This window comes from Idiomarina sp. PL1-037, assembly GCF_034422975.1.
Lineage (GTDB): Bacteria > Pseudomonadota > Gammaproteobacteria > Enterobacterales > Alteromonadaceae > Idiomarina.
Genome location: NZ_CP139873.1, coordinates 828,600 through 852,514 on the forward strand (window position 1 = coordinate 828,600; position 23,915 = coordinate 852,514).

Below are 23,915 nucleotides of genomic sequence, written 5' to 3' on the forward strand. Positions count from 1 at the left end.
CAAAGCTGGAGTAACTATTCACTATCTTTATCAGCTTGAGATTGATTATACATAGCTTGAAAATTCATTGTCGGCAATATGACATTGTCGTAACCAGACAAAGTAAGCAAGGCACTGACATAAGCCCGCAGGTATGGATACGCAATGGCAGGCGAATTAACTAAGATGAACTGAGAGTTCTTAAAATCATCATTTATTTCTTCGTCAGTTTCGAAGGTGGCTTCATATTCTAGGTCTACTAGTGCTCCACAAGGAGTTCTTAAAGATAGCTTGAAGAGTATTAAGTATACCTTCGGATATTCACTTGGAAAACCAGACTGTATTTCAAAGTTTTCGATATCACTTTCTGCTTTATCAGATGATCCTGTTCTTGATATATGCAGACTACTAACCTTTCCATCATTAAACTGAATTTTCATTAAGCAGCCTCAGGAAGGTTGGTTCCATCGTTGAGATCTACAGTAAACTGGCGGTGCTTACCTACAACACGAAAACTCTTCACTGTTTTGGGGTTAGAGTTTCCAGCAACTTTGAATTGCTCGCTAACGAATGCCAATGTAGATATATCGAAAGAGCTTGAAACGCTGTGCTCACAGTTTTCTACCAATAAACTAGACACTGTGGGACCTATCCCGCATTTCAAACTCAGATATTCTTGTTCAAATTCTTGTGCTGATTTTTCATTTAAAATTTCGTCGGCTAATGCCAGACTTCGCTGTAAAAAATCCATTGTTCTCTCCTTACGCACACCAGTCTTCTGGGTGTACTAGCTCCTTCTCGTGGATTGAATCTTCATTTCCTTTGAAAAGGCATAGTTGTTGTCTCTCGTTGAGAGCTAACCTCTCTCGACCACCAGGTTTAATAAACTTTCGCTTTAAGTTTTCAGAGTCGTCGCAGCAACTTATAGCTTTGAATGGAAACAAGCTAGGTTGCTTCTCAGCCCACTTTCTATAATGAGCTATAACTTCATGGACTGTAGGGTCATACCTACTATCGAGCTCTTTTCTAACTTTTTCTAAGTACTTACTAATTAAAGCCTTAAAGTAACTTATATGCAACGGGCTACCAATTAGATCTAAATACTCCCCGTCATCTAGCTTTACTTTTGAACGAATGATCGCGTAATCACCCTTTACTGAATTCTTCCCCCAAAAGTGGGCAAAGCGAATGTCTTCTATCCAAAAGTAGTACCCCTGTGTGAGCCATTGCCTCTCATTGTTTACACTAAGAAAAGGAGCTTGTTTTGCTACAATGTCAGGGCCTCCATTCGCTTCACATGTATGATACAAGTCCTTGTCCAAAGAATCCCCCACAGTTTCGATATTGCTGGTGCCTTGTCAAAATGGTAGCGAAGTTTACACCATTTGCTTTATTGTTGCCACTGAGCAGCCACCACTGGCTAGAACGATTGATGCCAAGTAATTTATGTTCTCATATTGGGATATATTTTTATCAATCACAATACCCAATCAAAAGCTTTCTGTAGCAAACTGTAAAATTGTTTACACAACCCTTGTAGCGTAACCTCGAAGGTTAACATTCGCGCCCCAAATTAGTTTACTTTGGTATTTGATGCTTTTAGAGCATACAGTTTTGTGCATATTATTTTCGAAGTTGCTCGTCGTTATAACCGCGAGACTTGAGAATTTGGCGTGCGATGGTTCTGTCTTTTGAGTAAACCGTCGATGACCAAGACTTGTCGGTTACCATACGAAGCAAGTCTTTGTCGCTTTTTCGCTTGAGCTTACTTAATCGGTTGCTCACATCCTTAATTTGCTTCGACCCTTCCGACAAAGACTTGCTTGCCAATATCAAATACCGAATCCTAAAACCCCATTGATAGGTCCTCATTAAAAACTTACGTTCTGTTCGTTACTATCTCCTCACTTGAAACTCTCAGCGAGCCGGGATGCAACATTCGCTAACTCATGACAGTGCATTGGCTCTCTAACCGAACTGTCGGCAACTTGAAAATTCAGGTTTGTACGGCAATGCTGATTGTACTTGGCAGCGATGCTGTTTAGGTATTTTTTGAGCATGTGAACCGCAAGTTTATTTGGTTGGGTCCAGCTGTCTCGAATCATAAGAAGTAAATCGCGGTGAGAGCAGTCCATATCGATGCCGTAGCGATTCAAATGCAGCACACAGGTTAAGTATGCTGTTTCGGCGGCTTTGTCTGGATTCGGGTGCCAGTTGTTATGCGCCAGCTGAATGCCGTATTCAGCTGCAATCTGAAAGATGGTTTCAAGACTGACGTCGAAACCATCGTACTTTCTGCCGATAACGATAGTAATTTTTATCAAGGCTGAAGTATTCACCGTAGGCTCTACCTTGCCGTGTAGCGCTAAGTGCGCTTTGACGATATCACTTGCGTTGAGGAACGAGAGCTCCATAGTGACTTCCTCGTTGTTAAGACGTTTAAATAGCCCTGGCAGACTCAATACTTAATTCTTGGGACTGACAAACCGCGCTTTTCGTCAATACGGTCCATCATCCACTCATCAATTTCTGAGTCTAACCAGGCAACATTTCTTCCCAGTGTGTTAACAGGTTTGGGGAAGTTGCCTTCCCCCATCATTTTATAAATTGAGGTGCGCCCCAGCCCGACGCGTTCTTGAACCTCGCTTAATCTTAGAAACCGCATGAGCTTCTCCTTTTTTGTGTCATAGGATTAGTAAGAATTGAGATGAATTAAGGCGAATAGAGAACCTACCGAATTTCAGGCCTATATCACGCACGTGCATTCAAGAATCGAAAAGATGGAGACACAAAATGCACGAGCAAAACGCTGAGTATGTAACGAATGGGCCGATGACTGAGGTTGATGTGCTGAATAAAGCGTCTGAAATCTTGGAGACGAAGTTTTTAAAGGGCGAGGGCTTCACCAGCCCATCTGCAGCAAAAGACTTCCTTAGGTACAAGCTGGCGCATCAAAAACGTGAAGTGTTCGCTGTAATGCTGATGGACTCACAGCATCGCCTGATTGAGTATAAAGAGCTGTTCTTCGGGACCATTAACGCTGCCCCGGTGTACCCCCGTGAAGTGATGAAGGAAGTGCTTCAGCAAAACGCCGCTGCCATCATCCTGGCGCACAACCATCCATCGGGTGTGACTGAGCCATCGGAAGCTGACAAGCGTGTGACCACGCGTATCAAGGACGCGCTCAACCACATAGACGTCCCCGTGCTTGACCACATCGTAGTAGGCCAAGATACGGTTTCGTTTGCTGAAAGGGGATTGTTGTAGTTGTACTGTCGCTAGGTACGTAGCAGAGGTTATCCCTGGGCCTCTGCTACGCTGCTTGGTGCTTTATGCTGGCGCTTTATTTTTTGTCCTATTTGCGGCTAGTGGTGAACGCAGGGCGTCCACGTTGATAAAGCGTTGTACTCTCCTTGCATAAGTAGCTGTAATGCCTAAAAGCCTCTCGAGTTTCCTGACTGAATGAATTAAACGGGCCTTTTAAGCGACGGTATGACGGCGTTGACCCATGAATTAAATACTCAGTAGGGCCAGCGTTAACGCCTCCCGTGCTATACCAGGCATCTCTAATGATTTTCCCCAGCTCTGAGTTATCACCAGGTCCCAAGTTGCCTACCTGCCTGAAGACATCGTTGTTGACGAAAAGAACAACATGGTAATGCTCGTATGGTGATTGTATGTTTTGCTCAGCTTTACGGGCATATCGGACAGTGCAATGATGCGCAGAGCCTTTAAGTAACCTTTCTCTGTCATATTTCGCCTTAACTTTCCGGTTCACAGCTCTGATGAAATGCTCCATTGGCGGTTCAAGGTGTAAAGGAATACCGGCTACAGGCACTTTCAAATCAAAGCGAACAGCTAGCGTACGTGGATGTTCATCAAGCGCTCTTGTCATTGTGTCATGCAGACCATCTAAGGGCTCCTGAATATAAGGCACATGCTGAGGCCAGAGAGGCAGGCCTCTGTACGAACTGTCGTAGTAGAGTGTTTGGTTGTGATTCATTGGATTACGTGTTGGCAAATTCATAATTAGCTCCATGATCATTGAATACTCATAACTGATCTGATCCTGTAATCTTTAACCATGAGTCAGACGGTAAGCTTGGGGCTTACCTATCACTGGCTAAGCATTGGTTACTAGACGTACCAATGAATGATGTAAACAGTGTTAGTTATAAGTATTACTATTACCGAGAAAACACCTGTCGGCATTCGCTGCACTTTTGGATCTTAAGTTACAGCCTTCTCGACGATTTTGACTAACTCTCGTTGTTCGGAAGTTAGCATTTGAATGGCAAAAAAATTGCCGGTTGGGCAATGCTACGAGGCTGATCAATTCCTCGCAGTGAGTGCCGTTATCGAGCCGATTTCAAATCGAAATGGTCGAAAATCCTGATATTTCTGATACGGATATCAGAAATATCGGTTTTTTAAGAGTTTCAGCGCTGAAAAGTACTCAGTTTTATGATGTCGTTTATTTTTCCTCCATAGCTATTCAAGCTTTCGACGGTCAAAGACTGCCTTTATACTTGTTGTAGAATCGGTTCCACATATGCGGGTCGTGAGCAAAGGTAGGCTGTAAATCGAGATATACTAATCCAGTAGTTGGGTCATTACATACTCTCAGCTCTCCCCATACTTGTAGTAACTCCACAGCCTGCGTGAGCGCTCTTAGATTTCTGAGACGGCTTGGGCCACTGCGTCTAATTGCCGCTTTTGATATGTACCGTTCACCATTTTCTCGCTTGGTTTGGCAATATTCTTGAAGAGCAAATGCATCTTTCAAGTAATTAGGATAAGTCTGGAAACACCTCAGATAAGTGTCGGAAAAGTGAAACGCAATCCTTTCCGCATCTTGGAGAATCCCTAAGCTTATTTTTTCGTCTTTCCCATGCTCAAAATAGGATAGCAATGCGGCAATGCGGCTGATGTTTTCAAGCAGCTTATTACCGTGATCTTTTGCATATTGAAAACGTCCGTTGACTTGCAAGCCAAGCTCAATTTCGTTGTAAAGGTCTTGAGCATAGGCTTTTGCTTCGTCAGAAAACTCGATAACATGCCGAGTTTGGTTGGTCGTGAAATTCTCAGCCAGTATTTCTTCCATTCTCTCAACGTAACGTTCGTAACCCTCCTTAGATTCGACCCTAAATGGGTCTAAAAATCGCGTTCCTTGAGTCGTTAGTGGGTTGCAAAAAAGGAATCGCCCCAAGAAACCAATACCTATTGCTTCGACTCCCTTCTTGTGAAGAAACGTCTCAATCGCGCTTGGCTGAATTAAAATGGAGAGTGTCAGTCTCGTATTGTCGAGAATAAAGCTCTCCGATGTTTTACGGTTAACTGTAAACGACTCTCCTGACCATTGGCTGTTTAAAAAAGCGAGATCTCTGGCTATCGGGCCGCCAAAGACTGTACCTCCTTCGTTAGAGACCATCGCCGCGTTACCATTGCCTTTACTCATGTCAGACTGAACTGATTCTGGCGTACCGTCTTCGAAAATAAACTGTGATTTGATTGGTTCTTTAGGCTTTTTACGTTGTAAAGCCAAGAGTTCTGCTTCTGCGCTTTCTATTGCCTCCTTTTTGCCTGTCTTCATAGCCTGACTAAGTTTTTTCTTTATCAGCTTCTTTTTGTCATTAAAAATCTCTAGTTCAAGTTCATAAACTTCCTGCTTTTCTGCGTATTTCTTTGCCTCTTTTCTTTCAAAGTCAATAATGGGTTTGAACACTTTAGTCGCTACACCTGTTTTTCTCTCTCCAGATTCAGCGATGACGCATAAAAATAGCGACGTTGGTCCTGAGCCTCCATATATTCTCTCAACATCAACCTGCCCTTGTGCTGCTGTGGAAATAGCGCCTAATACCGCCTGTAAAATTAGCTCGCTTGGAGCTTGTACAGTAGAGGTCAGCGAGTTCACTACACCTTGTGTAATTGGACTATGGAATAACCCATTACTAAGATCTCTGTTTGGTTTTGATAAGTTTGGTACACCTTTAGTTAACATTTCTTTTCTCCTTACGTGCGTTGATCCAGTCAATGACTTCTTGCTCGATGTAACGAACCGACCGTTCACCAACATTAATTGGTTTTGGGTAGGTAGGGTCGTAGCTTTTTGAGTTTTTATCTAACTTCGCAAAGTGATACGATTTTGAAATCGACAATAAATCAAGGACCTCCTGTAGTCGTAAAATGCGACTTGGTAATTTAGTTTGTTGTTGCATACTGCCTCCCTTTTCAAAAAATGGCTCAATGCGTAAATGAGTAGAACGCAAGCTAAGAAAGAAAGAAAGCTGTTCAGTATGGGAGGGAAAATGTGAAAAAAAGTAAAAATAAAAACATTTAATAATCAAAGGTTTATGCTTTTAGGGGGGTATTTTGGATAATTCAAAGTCAGCGGTTGAGCAAGAAGAGTGGTGGAGGTTTCAGTATGCTCACCGACATTTCTACAGCCTACTTAAGTCAAACCAAGAAATAGCAAGCGAGTTTGAGCTGAATCTAACCCGGCTGATCGACCTTTTCAAAGATGTTCAGTTGAAACTGAAAGGCTCAGTGAGTAAAAACATTTTAGGCCAAAAATCGTTTCATCAATTTTGTAACTGCCTGGTATATCTTTATCGGAAGGCAAATCATCAAGATATTTTCTCGCACGATACGTATGACCTTTTGATAGGTAGGCATGGCTACTCGATAAGTGAGCTTGACGAGGATGAATTGTCGCTAATAGAAAGATTAAATGATTGGACTCACATACTCGGCTTCTTACCAACTCTATTCTATTCAGTGCCAGACTCATCCATCAGTTGGGACGTGTACGTCAACGATGGTAGCGAGGATGAAGTTGATATCGAGTTTTTAAGTTTCCTGGCACACCCGCGTATGGGGAAAGACGATTCGGGTATTAAGGTTTTGGCTTCTGATATTCCGGGCAGTGTTGATATTGAGTGGGACATGGTTATTAATTACAACGTCGGAGATTCTTTCTATCAGATTGAGAGAGAAGTTAAGGAGCTTTGGGATGAACCGGGTAAACAATACGTTGGTGAAAGGACTATTGATTCGGTCAGGGTCTATGTTGATAGAAGAATAAGCAAGAGAGCTTCGGTGGCTCTAAAAAAATTCAAGTCAATTTATGATGATAGTAATCATGGAGCCAAAGGCACTAAAGTTGATAACTTGGAATCACGCTCAACCAGAATGAGTAGGCAGGGTTGGACTGTAGAGAAGGATAATTGTAGAAGAGCTGTGGGCCTTAGGCTATGGGACAAGATGAATATTGCAGACCTAGAATGGGATTCTAGGCGGTCTTTAATTCGTTCGATAATCCAGGTCATGAGAAAAGAAGCGCCAAAGAAGTTGACACATTATTTCAGTAAGTTTGATGAGCTGGTAGTTGAAGATTTGAGCGCATTAGACGCGAATAGCTTGGAAAAACGGAAGCAAATTGAGGAGAACTCCCGTAACGTAGAATATAAAGCTCTCAAATATGGTGATACGCTTGAGGTTCAAGAAACGGTTATTAGAGAGATGGAGGCCGATTACGACCTAACAGAATACTGTATTCAAAAGGTAGACTACTACAGAGCTTATAACGCTAAACAAGCAGGAAAAACAAAACCGTAAAGGAAGTACACGAAAGTGCTTAACTGTTTGAGCTACAAAAAATAAGCTAGCGAGTTATTAACGTTGCCAGACTTAAAGAGCCCGTAGAAGCCTTCTCAATATGCCCAGACCACCATTCCATCATTTCCCGGCGCTGCTTCATGTAAGTGGCGCGGTTATATGCCGCTCGAATTTTGTCTTTGTCCTTATGCGCCAGCGCAACTTCAATCACGTCTCTGTCAAAGCCCTGCTCGTTAAGAGTTGTGCTGGCTAGTGCTCTTAGTCCGTGAGCAACCAGGCGTCCCTCGAAGCCCATGCGCTTGAGTGCCCTGTTAGCGGTTTCTTTATTAGCATGCCTTAGGGGAGCCCTATCGGAAGGGAATATGAACTCTCTATGGCCACTCAATGGCTGCATGAACTCCAGCAATGCTAGTGACTGCTTAGTTAATGGTACTTCGTGAGGGCGTGCCATTTTCATTCGTTCAGCGGGGATCGCCCATATGGCTTTATCGAAATCGATTTCTTCCCAGCGGGCTTGCACGGCCTCACCTGGACGGACCATGGTATGCAGTTGCCATTCAATCAAGCAACGTGTCACGTATTTAATATTGGCAAAGTTTAAAGCTCGCATGAGCTCCGGTAACTCATCAGGAGCCAGTGTTGGCATGTTCTTAACATCTGATGATGGGATCACCTTTTTAATCCCTGTAAGAGGGTTATGTTTGATGTAACCGACGTTACAGGCGAAAGACATTACGTTATTCATCCGGCGAGCGACCTTACGTGCCATTTCAAAGCTATTGCGTTTGGTAAGTGCCTCAATGGCTTCTATGGCTTTCGGTGCCGTTAACTGCTTAATGGGGATTGATCCGATTCGTGGGAACACGTCATTCTCTAGCGAGCGCCAGAGCTTTTGAGCTGTGCCAGGCTTTAAGTCCTTGCTGTGTATCTCGAACCAACGCTCAGCTACTGCTTTGAATGTATTGCCAGCGGCAGCCCGCTTTGCCTCGAATTGCTCGTCACGATGAGATATGGGATCGATATCCTGGGCGAGTAGCTCCCTATTTTGCTGGCGCTTTTCACGTGCTAGCGCTAGAGACAAATCAGGGAAAGTACCAAGCGTTAAATTTCTGCGGCGTTTAGTGAAAGGCTCAAAATAATTAAAGACCCAAACCTTCTTACCAGAAGGTTTAACTCTTAGTTGAAGTCCTTGCCCATCATAAAGATTGTATTCTTTGTCTTTAGGCTTAGCTTCACTGACTTCTCGAGCACTTAACGGTTTAGTTATACGAGCCATTTTAGTAACACGCCTTTAGTACATTTTGTTCTGTGTTACTAAACAGTGTACTAAAAAGTGTGGATGTTACTGAACCAGAAAGGACTAAAAAAGACTCCAACCCCGTCCAAGTACTTGATTAATAAAGGCTTAAAGTACAAGTATGGACGGCATTGGAAGGGATGGTGGTGCCCGGAGGCGGAATCGAACCACCGACACGAGGATTTTCAATCCTCTGCTCTACCGACTGAGCTATCCGGGCAACGAGGCGTATTAAACGTTTTTTTCAGTTTCGAGTCAACCGCTTTTTGTACCTTTTCTACTGTTTGCTCAGTAATTGCACACTAAGCGGTTGTTTTGGTGAATTATTCAACACGAAGATAGGTGCTGCCGGCTAAACAATGCTCGTAAAAATTTGTCCAGCGGACACCTTCGCGCGGCGCCATTGAACCTTTACGTACTTGACGGTCTATTTGTTTTTTCACCGTTTTGGCCATGTACTCGGTATTGTACTGCATGGTTTGTAGTACTTTTTCAGCCGATGTCCCTGGGACAACTTCTTCAATATAGAAATCGCCGGGTTCGTCGTCGTGGCAGTACACATGCACTTCGGTTAAGCGGCCAAACAGGTTATGCATGTCGCCCATAACGTCCTGATATGCGCCAGTCAGGAATAAGCCCACATGGTAGTCTTCGCCTTTGCGCAGGTTATGCATGGGAATATGATCGCTAATTTCGGTGCCTTCAATGTACTTACTGAGTTTACCGTCACTATCGCAAGTGATATCGACAATTGAGCAGCGCACTTCTGGCTGTTCGTTTAGCCGCGAAATAGGCACGACTGGAAGCACTTGCCCAATGGCCCAGGTATCTGCCGCCGACTGGAACACCGAAAAATTACACAGGTACTGGCTGGCAAGCATGTCGTCCAGCTCTTCCAGTTCCTGCATTACATAGGTATCTTTATCCAATGAATAGTGGATATCTGCCAATATTTGCCAGTACATGGTATCCAGTTTGGCCATTTCATTCAGCGATAAAATGCCCAACTTAAAAGCTTCATAAGCATTTTGTTTGTAACCGGCAGCGTCGTTGTAACGCTCCTGCGGGTGGAACTGGTCGCCCGAGCTGTGCAGTTCGCGCATATTTTTAACTAAAATGTGTTCGTCACCGCTGGCGCTGATATCGAACTCCGTTCCGCCGGGCTTCATTTCACCGACAATGTTAGTGACCACACAGCTATGGTGCGCGGTCATAGCGCGGCCGCTCTCGCTGACCAGGTTAGGGTGGGGTACCTTTTCCAGGTCACAAATTTGTTTTACACCCCAGACAACGTCAGCAACGTACTCTTCTGTGGAGTAGTTACGCGAAGAGTCGCTGGTGGTACTGGTACCGTCGTAATCAATGCCTAAGCCGCCCCCAATATCTAGATACTCTAAAGGCACGCCCTCCTGCACTAATTTGGCGTATAAACGCGCGCCTTCGTTGACCGCTTCTTTAATTTTACGAATATCGGACAGTTGGCTACCAATATGGAAATGCAGCAGCTTAGCGCAATGCAGCATGTTTTCTTTACGCAGGCGTTCAACAACATTCAGGATTTCGGCAATACTCAGACCAAACTTAGCCCGATCACCACTGGAGCCTGCCCATTTTCCGGAACTTTTTACCATCATTTTTGAGCGCAAACCAATCATGGGTTCAACACCCATTTTCTTAGCCAACGGAATCAGCATTTCCAGTTCACTGAATTTCTCAATAACAATGATCATCTTACGTTTTAGTTGACGCCCGAGGAGCGCCAGAGTCAGATAGTCTTTGTCTTTGTAGCCATTAAGAATGGTCAACGCGTCGGGGTTATCGTTGTACGCCATTACCGCCATTAACTCTGGCTTAGAACCCGCTTCCAGACCGTAATTGTAGGGTTCACCTGCGTCCATGATTTCTTCGACTACTTCCCGCATTTGGTTAACTTTTATCGGGAACACGCCGCAATATTGCCCCTGGTAGTTGGCTTCTTCTATCTGTTTACCAAAGGTTTCGTTAATAATCTCAACCTGTGAGCGCAGAATGTCGTGAAAGCGAATAACGGCCGGGAATGGGATGCCTTCCGAAATAATTTCATCCACCACCTCTTTCATATCGATGGTCACGTCGGGTAAGCGGTGGTTCGGTCGAATTTGAATGTTGCCACTCTCGCCAATGGAAAAATATCCCGCGCCCCAGCGATTAACGCCGTACAGCTCTTCTGCTTGATCAATATTCCAGTCTGACATTTCAGGCTCCCGACTGTTGTAATACGAGTAATAATTCGCGCACAATTTTTGCGGCGAACACGTCGGAATTGCCGGTTGGGTCTATTTGTGGAGACAACTCGACTACGTCGGCACCGACCAGGTTCTTTTGGCGCAACAGTTTCATCAGGCTGACAAAGGAATGGAAGTCTTCGCCTCCCGGTTCAGGAGTTCCTGTGCCCGGTAAAAAAGAAGGATCAAAATAATCGAGATCCAATGTCAGGTATACAGGGCGGTCTTTGGCAATAGCCTCAACACTGTCGAGAAAGTCTTTGCGCGAGCTGCGAATGGTTTTGTGTTCTTTCATCCATTGGTACTCGTCGCGTGTACCGGAGCGAATACCATACTGAATCAGCTCATGGCCGGGCCCGAAATGGTCGACAGAACGACGAATAATGGACGCGTGCGAATAATGGTAACCGAGGAAACCATCACGTAAATCAGCGTGAGCATCCAGGTGCAGCAAAACCATATCGGGATATTGCTTTAAGTACTTAACGATAGGTGCATACGAAATAGAATGCTCGCCACCTAAGGTCAGCAGTTTGATTTTTTCCTGTGCTAGATCAAGCGAGTCAAAAATGGCATTAAAGTCTTGAACCGCGTGATGCCACTGTTTTTCTTCGTCGTCATCAAAACCCAGCCGCAGGTTGCCTAAGTCGTAGAAGGTTTGATCTTCTAAGTCGGCGTCAAGGTAAGGCGAGTAAGACTCAATGTCCTCGGAAACGGCGCGTAAACCGTCCGGGCCTTCTTTGGTGCCTTTACGGAAACAGGCGGTACCATCAAAACCAAACCCCAGAATATGGGTATGTCCCGGGTGTAAATCGGTGCTGTGTTCCGCGCCAAAAAACGGGCGGCTTGGGTCATTTAATGGTACGGGTAGTGGCACCGTTAGTGGCGTTAGGGGCATTGTTGTTGCAGACCTCTCTTACTTTGTCGATTTGCTGCGATCTTTTTTGATCGGATTAAACAGACTTTGTTGAATATTAATTAACTCTTCGCTCAATTTTTTACGTTGCGTCCAGGTGTCAGCGAATGGCGTTTCACTGAGTTCATTCGCGGTAACACCAGCCATAACACCGGTTTTCTGTTGCCGGACTAACTCAACGGCGTGTACCCCCAGACGAGTACCTAAAATACGATCCATAGCCGTAGGGCGTCCACCTCGCTGAACGTGCCCAAGTAAACAGGGACGACAAGGTAAGTTAAGACGATCTTCTAACTGTTCTGCAAGTCGGACTGCGCCACCGGGCCACTGGTGTTCGCATAACACCATGACGTAGCTCGAGTCACCGCGAACTCGCTGTACTGACTCAATGTGCTTAACCAGCGCGTCAACCGTTAATGGTTTGTCTTTCTGTAACTCGGGCAGAATCATCCGCTCTGCACCACAAGCCATAGCGCTGCTAATGCCGATATAGCCAGCGTTGCGGCCCATAACTTCGACAATAAAGACTCGGTCCATGGCCTCGGCAGTATCGCGAATTTTATCCAACGCATCCATAGCGGTTTCTACTGCTGTGTCATAGCCAATAGTGTTATCGGTGCCAAAGAGATCATTATCGATGGTTCCCGGAATACCGACAATGGGACCTTTCCAGAAGTTAGTCAGATGCTCAGCGCCGCGGAATGAACCGTCGCCACCAATAACGATAAAGGCATCAATTTGGTGGGCATCTAAATTCATTGCAGCCTCCCGTCCGCCTTCTTCGCTTTTAAAGCGCTCGCTGCGGGCACTTTTAATGATAGTGCCGGAATACTGCAATATGTGTTCAACGTCTTCGCGGTCAAGTTTTACAAAGTCGTTATTCAGCAGGCCTTCATAGCCATGGCGAAATCCCATGACTTCAATACCATAGTGTTCAGCAGCGAGAACCACGGCACGGAGTGCGGCGTTCATACCGGGGGCATCGCCACCACTGGTTATAATGGCTATGCGGTTTATTGTGTTAACAGATGACACAATCTCTACTCCTTGATAATGTCTTATGCGTAGCTTAAACGACCTGCATGCCGTGACCAAGAGGAAATTTCATGAGCACTGATGTTGTACGTTTTGATTATTCAGAATTATCGGACTGGGCGCGTGCCTGTTTAACGGAAGCAGGGGCTTCGGGTGAGGTGGCGCGTAACGTTGGATATTACCTGCTGGAAGGCGATTTGCTCGGGTTTAGTACTCATGGGTTAATTCGCCTGTTAAACAATTGCCAGTGGCTGCGCGACGGTAAGAGTCTGGCAAAAGGCCAGCCGGTGGTGCTGAGTGAGCGCGCTGCGGTCGCTAACTGGGACGCGCAGTTTTTGCCCGGACCTTACGTGGTGCCGCAGGCTATTGATGCGGCCTGCAAAATGGCGGAGCAAGCGGGTACCGGTACCGTTGTTGTACGCCGGAGTCAACACGTTGCGGCGCTCGCGGCCTATTTAAGTATTGCTACAGACCAGGGGCTGGTAGTGAGTTTAATGTGCTCGACTCCCGGACAGCGTGCGGTCGCGCCTTTTGGTGGTAAAGAAGCGGTGTTTTCTCCAAATCCTTTTGCAGTTGGGGTGCCAAGCTCGAAGGAGCCTTTACTCTTTGATATCAGCTTCTCTATGACGGCGGCAGGCAAGGTGCGACAGGCTAAAGCTAATGGTACTCGTCTGCCTTATAAAGCTTTAATAAAACCCGACGGGGAGTGGACAGATGATCCGCTTACTTTCTTTGAGTCACCGGGCAGTTCAATAGCCCCACTGGGCGGCGAACAATTGGGTTATAAAGGTTATGGGTTAACTTTATTCAGTGAGGTTTGGTCCATGGCATTAAGTCAGTACGGCCGCAGACAAGGCAGTGAGGACGGCGATGCGAACTCAATATGGGTACAAGTGATTGACCCAGAAGCTTTTGGTGAAAAGCAGAAATTTTTACAGCAGGTCGATGACTTATTAGCCGACAGTCGTAAAAGTGCCCCTGCGGTTCCTGAACAACCGGTGCGTATTCCGGGAGAAGCGGCGCAGCAGCGTAAACGCGAGCAACTGCAGCAGGGAGTTTCCTACAGCAGCGCTACTTTAAAAGTGTTGCAGCGCTGCGCCGAATTTTGTGGTGTGGACTTGCCTAAGGCTGTAAACGGGTAATACGCCAGTTTTCGCGGTCTTTGCTGTACTGATAGCGGTCGTGCAAACGGTGCTGGCCGCCTTGCCAAAATTCAAATTGCTTAGGATGAACACAATAGCCGCCCCAGCTTTGAGGGCGCGGAACTTCAGTGTTCTCATAGTCTTTCAGAAGTGACTGATAGTGGCTTTCCAGTACGTCGCGACTTTCTACCGGGCGGCTTTGTTGTGACGCAAGCGCCGCAACCTGACTCTCTTTCGGGCGAGAGTGAAAGTAACGGTCGTTATCTTCATCATCAAGTGGCACCGCATTGCCGATAATACTAATTTGCCGCTCTAAGGGCAGCCAGGCGAAGTGCAGGGCAACTTGAGAGTTCTCGCTTATGTCCTGGCCTTTGTGGCTGCTTTTGTTGGTATAAAACCGAAACCCGGTATGGTCGTAACCTTTAAGCAGCACGATACGCTGGCTGGGCATGTGTTCATCGTTCACCGTTGCCAGCGTCATGGCGGTAGGATCACTCAATAAGTCGCTGCCTATTGCCTGCTGCATCCACTTTTCAAATTGCTTTACCGGGTCGGCTTCCAGTTGCTCGCGGTGCAGGCTGCCTAACCCGTATTCCCGACGCATTGCTTGTAAATCCATGACCTCTCCTTAATGGACTAAAGGTGCGTATCCTGTTTTTTGTCCAGGAAGCGCTGACGTATTTTTTCCATCGCATCCAGATTGTCCAGCATAAGTCCCACCAGCTCTGGATCAAAGAACTTACCGCTGTGCTGTAACAGATACTCTGCGGCATCTTCAGATTCTTTTGCATCACGATAATTGCGCTGCGTTCGCAGTGCATCAAAGTGACTGGTAATAGTCAGAATTCGGGCGTTAAGGTCAATTGCCTTTGCCGATTTCTGGCTGGGAAAGCCCGAGCCATTCCAACGTTCATGAATATCCTGCGCAATAAGAGCTGCTACTTTAGCGACCGCTGAGTCCGTCTGGCGTAAATAATCATGGCCTTTAATGACTTTTTGCATAATTTCTTCGTATTCGTGAATACTCAATACATCGGCGCGTTGAGCTAACTCCATTTGCACAGAGACTTTACCGATATCATAAACGGAAGCGGCTTGTTTTAATGCCTCAGCCTGTTCTTGAGTTGCGCCTGAGAATATCGCCAGCTGACCGGCCATTTCGGCGGAACGTTTAACATGGTGGCTAATCTCATCAATAGAATGTTTTTCAATGGCTTCGCCAACACTATAAAGCAGTTCTCGTTGTGCTTCCCGCTCGTTCTCTGTCGCTTGCAGGTTATCTATGGCAATGGAGCTATTATTCACAAAAAGCCCCAGCAGATTTTGATCCAGCTCAGATAAGTCCCTGACACCACGAATAAAAAGTAAGTACTGACGCGAGCTGCTGGTTTTGTACAGACCGTAGTAATTACCGTCAACAATACGAAAATCAACATTCTGCGGACTTTGCTGCATGGGCCGGACAATGCCCCAGTCAATTTCACCGTGTACGGGTTGTCCTACAGCCTCTTCATATTCGCCAGTGCCGCCAATAATCTCAAATGGGTCGTCAGTATCCGAGCTGGCAGTCAGCGCATCAATGCGGCAATACATGGCGTCATCAGACAGGGTAATTAGCGCGACAAGTTGCTCCAGTATGCCCTGACATAAGGCTTGCATTGAGCGGGCAGAAAACACTTCTGCCGACGCGTTAATGACTTTTTCCAGCCCGCGTTTGTTGCGCTCAATGGCGTTTAAGTCGCGATAAGCCCGCAAGCAAGAATACATTAGGGTAACCAGCTTGCGGTAGGTCAATTCGGTTTTTTCTTTATAGTCATCAATATCATAACGGGCAATGACATCTTCTTCGGGAGCCTGCCCCGGCTGGCCAGTTCGCAGAACAATTCTTATCAACCGGTTTTTCCGGGTCTCGCGTACCCATTGCGCAACATCGAGTCCGGCGTGATCGGTTTCCATCACGACGTCCAGCAACATCATGGCGATATCGTTGTTGTCCTGTAAAAACGCAATAGCGTCTTCACCGGAATAAACCGAGTGAAACTTCAGCGGACGACCATCGAGTTTAAATTCACCTAACGCCATTTTGGTGATGGTGTGTATCTCTTCGTCGTCATCAACAATGAGAATATTATACGGTTCTGATACGTCTTCTTCCGCTGTATCAGGTTCGTCATCAGAAAAGAGAAAGTCATCGTTCATACTTATGCGTCCCTGTTAATAAACTCGCTCGCCTGCAACGTAAGTTTGTTCAACCTGAGTTTGCCAGATATCACTGCTATCGACGGCAAATGGGTCTTGCTCTACAACAATAAAGTCAGCCCATTTACCGGGTTCCAGCGAGCCCAGAGATTTTTCCTGCCAGGCACTGTAAGCGGCATCTATGGTAAAGGAGCGTAGCGCTTGCTGCAGGCTCATTTTCTCTTCAGCATACCAACCTCCGGCTGGCATATCATCGCGATCTTGTCGGGTTACCGCTGCATGCAGTCCGTAAAACGGGTTGGCTAGTTCTACCGGGAAGTCCGAGCCGGCAGCAATAACCGTGCCCTGATCCAGCAGTGTTTGCCAGGCATAAGCACCCGCCATCCGCTCCGAGCCAAGACGGTCCTCTGCCATATTCTTGTCACTGGTGGCATGCGTAGGCTGCATGGAAGCAACTAAATTAAGTGTGTTAAAACGCTTTAAATCGTCCGGATGTACAATTTGCGCATGCTCTATGCGGTTACGTAAATTGCGACCACCAAGTTCATTATACACTTCTGCGAGGTTATCCAGCACAACACGATTTGCCCGGTCACCAATGGCGTGAGTATTTATCTGGAAGCCATGAGGAATGATAAGCTCGTACAGATCGCGAATTTTTTCCTCTGACGTGACCATCAGACCATGGTTTCCATGGTCGTCACTGTAGTCTTCCAGCAAAGCTGCTCCACGGCTCCCTAAAGCGCCGTCGGCGTATATTTTAACGCTACGAATGGTCAGTTTCTGGTCAGCACTTTCGTAAGGGCCCTCTGCCAAAAGCTGCGCCAGCTTAGGTTCCGTAGCGGCTATCATGCCATAGACTCTGAGAGGCATACGCCCCTGATGATGCAACCCTTTGTAAACGGAAATTTCGTCAGCATTAATACCGGCGTCATGGACACTGGTAATGCCCAGTTTAATTAGGTGCTCAAAAGCGAGTTCGTAAGCGGCTCGTTGTTGCTGAAGCGATGGTTCGGGAATAATATCCTCTACCAATTGCATTGCATTGTCGACCAGCACACCGGTGGGGTTGCCTTGTTCGTCACGAACAATTTCACCGCCTTCCGGGGCTACAGTGTCTTTATCTATTCCTGCACGACGTAATGCTTCGCTGTTGGCCCAGCCTGCGTGGGCATCGACGCGTATTAACCAAACCGGACGGTCAGTGACCACTTCATCCAGATGAGCTGCACTGGGGAAGACCTTTTGTTGCCACTGTTCCTGATTCCAGCCTCGGCCGGTTATCCATTCCATTTCTGGCTGCTCGCCAGCATAGGTGTGCACTTTCTTAACTGCGGAGGCGACTGATTCCGTGTCGCGCAAATCTACCTGTAATAAGCTGGTGCCCAGGCTCTGGATATGTCCATGGGCATCAGTTAACCCCGGAAGAACGGTTTTTCCCTGCATATCAACGGTTTCTTCTGTTTCAGTAAAACGTTCAGCAAGTGAGTTACCGCCAATGGCCTGAATCTTTCCATTTTCAACCAGCATGGTCGAAAACTGCTGCAATACCGCTTGTTCGCCAGCGGGGCTGGTAAGGGTGTAGCCTTTCATGTTGGTATACAATGTGTCGGCAATGACTGAAGCCGATAAGCTTAGGCCGATAATCAGGCAGGTAATACGTCGCATAAAGATAAAACTCCCTAGAGAATAACTTAGGCAACACTATAGCGTTTTTACTGTACAAGCGACTAGGCGTTCGCTAATTTTTTTGTTAACTAAGTTAACATTAGCTTTTTTCAAAATCGGTATTGTCCTTAAAAAACTTGCTGTCTGTTATATTTTCGGTATGCTAAAAGTTAATTGAATAAGCGTTATTTTGGATCTCAAGATGAAAGTTCTAATTATTGACCCGCAGTTTTTTATGCGCGCAGGTCTTATACAAATTCTCACAAACTATGCGAATCAACCTTCAATATATGAAGCCGACTCGTTTGAGATTGCTGAGAGTTATTTATCGGCCGATGATTATGATTTGATTTTTTTGGAAATGGACTTACCTGACGCCGAAATTCGACCTGCGCTGCAACGCCTGAAAAAAGTGGCTCCCCGTACGCACATTGTGTTGTTTACACGGCCGCGCTCGATTTCGGAAGTTCGCCAGGTGCTGGCTGCCGGAGTTCGCAGCTACTTACCAAAAGACAGTTCAGCGGAGCAGGCTAAACTGGCCATTCGGGCTTTACTGAACGGCGACCGTCACATTCCTGATGACCCTCACTTGAATGAACCAAGAGACAAGTCCAGTGGGGCAGAGAGCTTTTTATCACCGCGTCAGCTGGAAATAATGCAATTGTTGGCTCAGGGGCTTTCAAATAAAGAGATTGCAAATATTCTGGGTATTACTGAAGGCACTATTCGTGTGCATTTGTCGGCAATATTCAAAGCCATAAAAGTATCAAACCGCACTGAAGCGACGCTTTGGTATTTACTGAGACAGAAAAAGTTGGTCGACTAAGTTTCAATTTATGTCACTTAACCAATTAATTTCTGAATTAGAAAAACATCAACATGCACCAACCGAGTTGTGGGATCCTCCGTATTGTGGTGAGATCCCCATTTATATTGCCTCAAATGGTGACTGGTTTTATCAGGGCAGCCAGATAAAACGCTCTGCATTGGTGAAACTCTTTGCGTCTGTTTTGGTGGTTGAAGACGGCGAGTATTTTTTAATAACACCTGCCGAAAAAGTTAAAATTACGGTTGAAGACACGCCCTTTGTCGTCGTTGACTGGCGTCAACTAGAAGAGAATGGTCAGCAATTATTACTGCTAACGACTAACATCGGTGATACTCTGGTATTGAGCTCTGAACATTCGCTCACAATGAAAAACGGCGTGCCCTACATTGTGATGCAACGAGGATTAACAGCGAGAGTACATCGCAATGTATTCTATCAGTGGGTTTCACACGCAGAGTCAAGAATTGTCGATGGTCAAGAACAGTGGTATCTGTCCAGTGCGGGTGAAACCTTTGTGTTAGGAAATGTGGAATAGGACGTTGCGGTAAACTCGTCTATGACAAAAACAAGAATAGTCTATCTGATTGAACAGCAACCAGAGCGTCGTCAGCATTTTGAAACGGTACTGACCTTTATTGGTGAAACCGTTGAAGTCATATCTCCCTCAGACACTCTAAAGCTTCGTGCTGCAGATGCATTCTGTGTGATCGCCGGTAATGGTATCGATAATTTGCATCAATTAGCCAGTGATGCGCCACATCTGCCTTTTATCTGTGCTATTGACGATCAGCATAACGCATTACAGAAAGCGAACGTCATTGGTCCTTTGGAAAAGTCATTCGATTACGCCAGTTTGTCCAGCATGCTGCATTACTGTCAGGCTTACCACCAGCAAATGCCGACCAAAGCGGCAAGAAAACGGCATCCAGGCAGCGGTAAGCTAGAGCAAACTCTGGTGGGTAACGGGCGTACAATGAAGCATGTGCGTCAACTGATCGAGCAGGTAGCCGTGACCGATGCAAATGTCTTGATTCTGGGAGAATCTGGTACGGGTAAAGAAGTCGTGGCACGTGGTGTTCATGATATGTCCGGACGCAGTAACGGACCTTTCGTGCCGGTGAATTGTGGTGCAATTCCCGGAGACTTATTAGAAAGTGAGTTGTTTGGGCATGAGAAAGGCGCTTTTACCGGCGCCATCGGTGCGCGTAAAGGGCGCTTCGAATTGGCTCAGGGGGGCACCTTGTTTCTGGATGAAATTGGCGATATGCCATTGCCCATGCAGGTAAAACTGTTGCGAGTTTTGCAAGAACGCACCTTTGAACGTGTGGGGGGCAGTAAAAGCATTACCGCCGATGTACGAGTAGTGGCGGCGACTCACCGCGAGCTGGAACAGATGATCATTGACGGCAAATTCCGTGAAGACTTGTATTACCGCCTGAATGTTTTTCCTATTGAAGTTCCGGCTCTGCGCGAACGTCAGGAAGATGTGCCGTTACTGTTGCAGGAGCTGACTCAGCGTTTTAAAAAAGAGCGTGGCGTTGGGGTACGTTTTACTGAACGAGCGCTGGAATCGCTGTCCTATCATCGCTGGCCGGGCAACGTAAGGGAATTGACTAACCTGATAGAACGCTTGACCATAATGCACCCAGACAGCCTGGTTGACGTGCCCGATTTACCGCCCAAGTATCAGCATGTTGAACATGATGCGCCAACCCCGGATTACCCCGAAGAAATGCTTGAGCGCGAAGCGCTGAGTGCCATTTTCAGTGAGTCAGATGAAGAACTTGATGACGAAGTAGCGGGCCCCATGGACTCCGAACTGCCTGATGACGGCGTTAATCTGAAAGATATGCTAACCGAAATAGAAACAGGGATGATAGCGCAGGCACTGGATAAATCTGACTGGGTGGTTGCTAAAGCGGCCGACTTACTCAGTATGCGCCGTACAACCTTAGTTGAGAAAATGAAAAAGTACGGAATTCAGAAAGATTAAACTCAAAGCGTCAGTCTTTTGACAATGCCAAAAATCTTAACCTTCTGATAATAAAGAGAATTATACTGGCATCTATTTTGCATTATCTTCTCCATAGTTGTTAACTGGAGATGTCAGTATGGCCACCTATCATCAAATTATTGATGCCATGCCTAACGCTGTTATTTTACTGGACAGTCATGGAGTCGTGGATTATTGCAATGACAACGCCACGAGCCTTTTAGGGCACCCGCTGAAAAACTTTTTATGGCGCGAGCTGGTAAGTGAACTATTTGCTCCCAAAGCGGATGACTGGCACGAAGTGTCTTTGCGTAACGGGCGACGGGTTCGTTTAGACACTTCAGTTGTTAACGAAAAACCAGGGCAGCTTATTGTTTTGACTGATTTGACTGAGACGCGGCGTCTGCAAAACCGCATCAGTCACTTACAGCGGCTGTCTTCGATGGGCAAAATGGTGGCTTCGCTGGCGCATCAGATAAGAACACCACTGTCTGCCGCTATTCTTTATGCGCAGAACCTAAAGCAGGGGAGTATTTCTGCGGTCAAACAACAGCGTTTTTCCGGTAAGTTATTGTCGCGCCTGCATTCGTTGGAACAACAAGTCAACGACATGTTGCTGTTTGCCAAAAGCGGCGATCAACCCATGCTGGAAGAGCTCAGTACTAATAGCCTGATCCAGCAAGTTCTGATCAACACAGAAAGTTACGCTGAGCAGCATCAGGTGAAAATTAATTGTATTGATCCTGACTTTGGTGTGATGTTGCGAGCCAATCAGACCGCTCTGGTCGGGGCAATACAGAATCTGGTTAACAACGCTGTTGATGCCAGCCCGCCCGGACAGGAAGTGTTATTAAAAACCGATGTTGATGATGGCAACTGGAAAGTTTCTGTTATTGACTCTGGTTGCGGCATTCCGGCTGAAAAAAAAGACAGTGTATTCACTCCATTTTTTACTGAAAAATCAAACGGCACCGGTTTAGGTCTGGCGGTTGTCCAAACAGTGATAAAAGCACACAACGGTTTAATTGACTGGGAAAGCCAACCAAATAAAGGCAGTCGTTTTACCTTAGTACTGCCGGTATATGAGTGGTCAGAAAATAGAATGAAAGAGGTACGTTATGGCTGAGCGACAAGTATTGGTTGTTGAAGATGACGTATCGCTGCGTGAAGCAATTATCGATACGCTGGAACTGGCTGATTGTCAGTGCCTGGAAGCCGCTAATGGCGAAGAAGCCTTGCTTATTCTGAAAAAAGAATCCGTGGCGCTGGTTATCAGCGATGTACAAATGCCGGGAATTGATGGCTTACAGTTATTGCGCAGCATGAATAATCAGCAATACGACATTCCGGTTATTATGATGACGGCCTTTGCAAAGGTGGATGACGCAGTCGTTGCTATGCGTGAAGGCGCTGTCGATTATCTGACTAAGCCGTTTTCAATTGAAAAGCTACAAACACTGGTGCAGCGTTATTTGCCCGATGGTGCAATTAACGATATTGAGCCGGTAGCAGAAGAAGATTCCAGCCAGGCCGTGCTGGCTATGGCACGAAAAGTTGCGGGTAGTGAAGCGAGCGTTATGGTCACCGGGCCTAGTGGTACCGGTAAAGAAGTGCTGGCGCGTTATATTCACCAGCACTCGGGTCGCTCAGATGGGCCCTTTATTGCTATTAACTGCGCAGCCATACCCGAGAACATGCTGGAATCGATGTTATTTGGTTATGAGAAAGGTGCCTTTACGGGCGCTAATCAGTCTTCGCCCGGTAAATTTGAACTGGCTCAGGGCGGTACTTTGCTGCTCGATGAAGTGACTGAAATGGCTATGCACTTGCAGGCTAAGCTGTTACGAGTCATTCAGGAGCGCCAGGTTGAGCGTCTGGGGTCACGTAAAACCATACAGTTGGATGTCCGGTTAATAGCTACCTCTAACCGAGATTTACAACAGGCGGTGCGCGAAGGGCTATTACGCGAAGATTTAATGTATCGGCTGAACGTGTTTCCTCTGCATTGGAAGTCTCTACGTGAACGACCTGCGGATATCGTTCCTCTGGCAGAAAATTTATTGCAGCGACATAAACAACGTTCCGGTATTAAAACGCCCGTCAATTTCTCCGCCGCAGCAGTTCAACAGTTAAAGCGCTATTCCTGGCCGGGCAACGTTCGGGAGCTGGAAAATGTAGTGCAAAGAGCTCTGGTGTTGCATCGCGATGGGGAAATTCAGCCACAGGACCTTATGCTGGAACTAAATGACGCGGTGGAAACCGTTAGTGTGTTTCCGGAGCAGGTGGAGACGCCTGAAGATAAGTCGGAAAACCTCGATGAGTCACTTTTCCATCAGGAATACCAAATTATCAAAGAGGCGCTGCAACGGCATCAGGGGAAACGCCAACCTGTTGCCGATGAGCTTGGGATTAGTCCTCGCACGTTGCGCTACAAGCTTGCGAAAATTCGGGAACAGGGGCTGACTCTGACCGGCTCATAATACGGTCTTGAAATACCTTGTCCATTACCATTAGCCCTGTTTCTCAGGGCTTTTCTTTGTACCTCACCGCCGCGATCAAAAGTTGGCACTCTGTTTGCATAACTAACCTTAAATAAAGTCAGTGATGAATTTTTGACGGGGTTAATTATGAAAGTGGAAGCAAACGCACTTTATCAACAGTTACAGTCTATGGCCACGCAGGCTTCCCAGCGTGATCAGCCTACGAATGTGAACGCCCTGCAAGGCAATACCTCTCAGGCTGATTTTTCCAATATGCTGAAAAACGCAATGGATAATGTTAACGAACTGCAGCAAACCTCAGGTGATTTAAAAACCCGCATGGAACTCGGTGACCCAAATGTCACGCTGGAGCAAACCATGATTGCCAGTCAAAAGTCGAGCATAGCGTTTGAGGCAACGGTTCAGGTGCGCAACAAAGTCGTTGATGCGTACAAAGAAATAATGTCAATGCCGGTTTAACCGCTGCATCACTGGA

General features: G+C 46.3%; 24 protein-coding genes and 1 tRNA gene. 9 read left to right on the forward strand and 16 right to left on the reverse strand.

Annotated elements, in window-relative coordinates; translation table 11 throughout:
• Positions 1-14: 14 nt before the first annotated feature.
• The 5 genes from U0358_RS03715 to U0358_RS03735 form a co-directional block, all read right to left on the reverse strand.
• The gene (locus U0358_RS03715; RefSeq protein ID WP_322407118.1) at positions 15-419 is read right to left on the reverse strand and encodes a protein-export chaperone SecB; all 405 of its coding nucleotides are present in this window, start codon (positions 417-419) and stop codon (positions 15-17) included.
• On the reverse strand, positions 419-730 hold the full coding sequence (locus U0358_RS03720) for a hypothetical protein (RefSeq protein WP_322407119.1): 312 nt from the start codon (positions 728-730) through the stop codon (positions 419-421). The genes U0358_RS03715 and U0358_RS03720 overlap by 1 nt, the downstream gene beginning before the upstream one ends.
• 872 nt (positions 731-1,602) lie before the next feature.
• Positions 1,603-1,764, reverse strand: a complete 162-nt coding sequence (locus U0358_RS03725) for a hypothetical protein (protein ID WP_322407120.1) — start codon at positions 1,762-1,764, stop codon at positions 1,603-1,605.
• Between the two features lie 119 nt (positions 1,765-1,883).
• Positions 1,884-2,393 (reverse strand): hypothetical protein, encoded by a 510-nt coding sequence (locus U0358_RS03730; protein ID WP_322407121.1) that lies wholly within the window; start codon positions 2,391-2,393, stop codon positions 1,884-1,886.
• 44 nt (positions 2,394-2,437) lie between these two features.
• A complete protein-coding gene (locus U0358_RS03735) occupies positions 2,438-2,644 on the reverse strand; it encodes an AlpA family transcriptional regulator (protein ID WP_322407122.1) in 207 nt (68 codons plus the stop codon).
• A 128-nt stretch (positions 2,645-2,772) separates the two neighbouring features.
• Between U0358_RS03735 and radC the strand changes: the two genes are divergently transcribed.
• Positions 2,773-3,246 (forward strand): RadC family protein, encoded by a 474-nt coding sequence (radC, locus tag U0358_RS03740; RefSeq protein ID WP_286682648.1) that lies wholly within the window; start codon positions 2,773-2,775, stop codon positions 3,244-3,246.
• 88 nt (positions 3,247-3,334) lie between these two features.
• On the opposite strand, the gene U0358_RS03745 is transcribed toward radC, so the two are convergent.
• The 3 genes from U0358_RS03745 to U0358_RS03755 all read right to left on the reverse strand — a co-directional run bounded on the left by U0358_RS03745 (position 3,335) and on the right by U0358_RS03755 (position 6,197).
• Positions 3,335-4,006, reverse strand: coding sequence for a YagK/YfjJ domain-containing protein (locus tag U0358_RS03745; RefSeq protein WP_322407123.1), 672 nt, complete (start codon positions 4,004-4,006; stop codon positions 3,335-3,337).
• A 483-nt stretch (positions 4,007-4,489) separates the two neighbouring features.
• Positions 4,490-5,980 carry a YfjI family protein gene (locus U0358_RS03750; protein WP_322407124.1) on the reverse strand — a complete coding sequence of 497 codons (1,491 nt, stop codon included), beginning with the start codon at positions 5,978-5,980 and terminating at the stop codon, positions 4,490-4,492.
• Complete coding sequence (locus tag U0358_RS03755) at positions 5,970-6,197, reverse strand: helix-turn-helix transcriptional regulator (RefSeq protein ID WP_322407125.1); 228 nt, start codon at positions 6,195-6,197, stop codon at positions 5,970-5,972. Before U0358_RS03755 ends, U0358_RS03750 begins: the two co-directional genes overlap by 11 nt.
• 154 nt (positions 6,198-6,351) lie before the next feature.
• On the opposite strand from U0358_RS03755, the gene U0358_RS03760 reads away from it, so the two are divergent.
• Positions 6,352-7,596 carry a hypothetical protein gene (locus U0358_RS03760; protein WP_322407126.1) on the forward strand — a complete coding sequence of 415 codons (1,245 nt, stop codon included), beginning with the start codon at positions 6,352-6,354 and terminating at the stop codon, positions 7,594-7,596.
• 46 nt (positions 7,597-7,642) lie between these two features.
• Here U0358_RS03760 and U0358_RS03765 read toward each other — a convergent pair whose 3' ends face one another.
• The 5 genes from U0358_RS03765 to U0358_RS03785 form a co-directional block, all read right to left on the reverse strand.
• Positions 7,643-8,872, reverse strand: a complete 1,230-nt coding sequence (locus U0358_RS03765) for an integrase domain-containing protein (RefSeq protein WP_322407127.1) — start codon at positions 8,870-8,872, stop codon at positions 7,643-7,645.
• A gap of 165 nt (positions 8,873-9,037) precedes the next feature.
• Positions 9,038-9,113, reverse strand: a tRNA-Phe gene (locus U0358_RS03770).
• A 103-nt stretch (positions 9,114-9,216) separates the two neighbouring features.
• Complete coding sequence (gene speA / locus U0358_RS03775; protein WP_317498247.1) at positions 9,217-11,127, reverse strand: biosynthetic arginine decarboxylase; 1,911 nt, start codon at positions 11,125-11,127, stop codon at positions 9,217-9,219.
• A gap of 1 nt (position 11,128) precedes the next feature.
• On the reverse strand, positions 11,129-12,055 hold the full coding sequence (gene speB / locus U0358_RS03780; protein WP_322407128.1) for an agmatinase: 927 nt from the start codon (positions 12,053-12,055) through the stop codon (positions 11,129-11,131).
• Positions 12,056-12,073: 18 nt separating this feature from the next.
• Positions 12,074-13,108 carry an ATP-dependent 6-phosphofructokinase gene (locus U0358_RS03785; RefSeq protein ID WP_317498245.1) on the reverse strand — a complete coding sequence of 345 codons (1,035 nt, stop codon included), beginning with the start codon at positions 13,106-13,108 and terminating at the stop codon, positions 12,074-12,076.
• Between the two features lie 71 nt (positions 13,109-13,179).
• Between U0358_RS03785 and U0358_RS03790 the strand changes: the two genes are divergently transcribed.
• Entirely contained in the window at positions 13,180-14,250 is a 1,071-nt protein-coding gene (locus U0358_RS03790; RefSeq protein ID WP_317498244.1) for an Ldh family oxidoreductase, read from the forward strand.
• Here U0358_RS03790 and pdxH read toward each other — a convergent pair.
• Genes pdxH through U0358_RS03805 form a run of 3 tightly spaced genes read right to left on the reverse strand, consistent with a single transcriptional unit; the run spans position 14,231 to position 18,117 of the window.
• A complete protein-coding gene (gene pdxH, locus U0358_RS03795; RefSeq protein ID WP_317498243.1) occupies positions 14,231-14,869 on the reverse strand; it encodes a pyridoxamine 5'-phosphate oxidase in 639 nt (212 codons plus the stop codon). The two genes, U0358_RS03790 and pdxH, sit on opposite strands and share 20 nt — an antisense overlap.
• A 17-nt stretch (positions 14,870-14,886) precedes the next feature.
• Entirely contained in the window at positions 14,887-16,449 is a 1,563-nt protein-coding gene (locus U0358_RS03800; RefSeq protein WP_317498242.1) for a DUF3369 domain-containing protein, read from the reverse strand.
• 15 nt (positions 16,450-16,464) lie between these two features.
• Positions 16,465-18,117, reverse strand: a complete 1,653-nt coding sequence (locus U0358_RS03805; RefSeq protein WP_317498241.1) for an amidohydrolase — start codon at positions 18,115-18,117, stop codon at positions 16,465-16,467.
• Positions 18,118-18,319: 202 nt separating this feature from the next.
• Between U0358_RS03805 and U0358_RS03810 the strand changes: the two genes are divergently transcribed.
• From U0358_RS03810 to fliE, 6 genes are all read left to right on the forward strand, one after another.
• Positions 18,320-18,943, forward strand: coding sequence for a LuxR C-terminal-related transcriptional regulator (locus U0358_RS03810; RefSeq protein WP_317498240.1), 624 nt, complete (start codon positions 18,320-18,322; stop codon positions 18,941-18,943).
• A 10-nt stretch (positions 18,944-18,953) separates the two neighbouring features.
• Entirely contained in the window at positions 18,954-19,481 is a 528-nt protein-coding gene (locus U0358_RS03815) for a DUF1285 domain-containing protein (RefSeq protein WP_317498239.1), read from the forward strand.
• Between the two features lie 21 nt (positions 19,482-19,502).
• Positions 19,503-20,939, forward strand: coding sequence for a sigma-54 dependent transcriptional regulator (locus tag U0358_RS03820; protein ID WP_317498238.1), 1,437 nt, complete (start codon positions 19,503-19,505; stop codon positions 20,937-20,939).
• 118 nt (positions 20,940-21,057) lie between these two features.
• Positions 21,058-22,065: a sensor histidine kinase gene (locus U0358_RS03825; RefSeq protein ID WP_322407129.1), complete on the forward strand. Its 1,008-nt coding sequence runs from the start codon at positions 21,058-21,060 to the stop codon at positions 22,063-22,065.
• Positions 22,058-23,419, forward strand: coding sequence for a sigma-54-dependent transcriptional regulator (locus U0358_RS03830; RefSeq protein ID WP_322407130.1), 1,362 nt, complete (start codon positions 22,058-22,060; stop codon positions 23,417-23,419). The genes U0358_RS03825 and U0358_RS03830 overlap by 8 nt, the downstream gene beginning before the upstream one ends.
• Positions 23,420-23,566: 147 nt before the next feature.
• Positions 23,567-23,899, forward strand: a complete 333-nt coding sequence (gene fliE, locus U0358_RS03835) for a flagellar hook-basal body complex protein FliE (protein ID WP_317498235.1) — start codon at positions 23,567-23,569, stop codon at positions 23,897-23,899.
• Positions 23,900-23,915 lie beyond the last annotated feature (16 nt).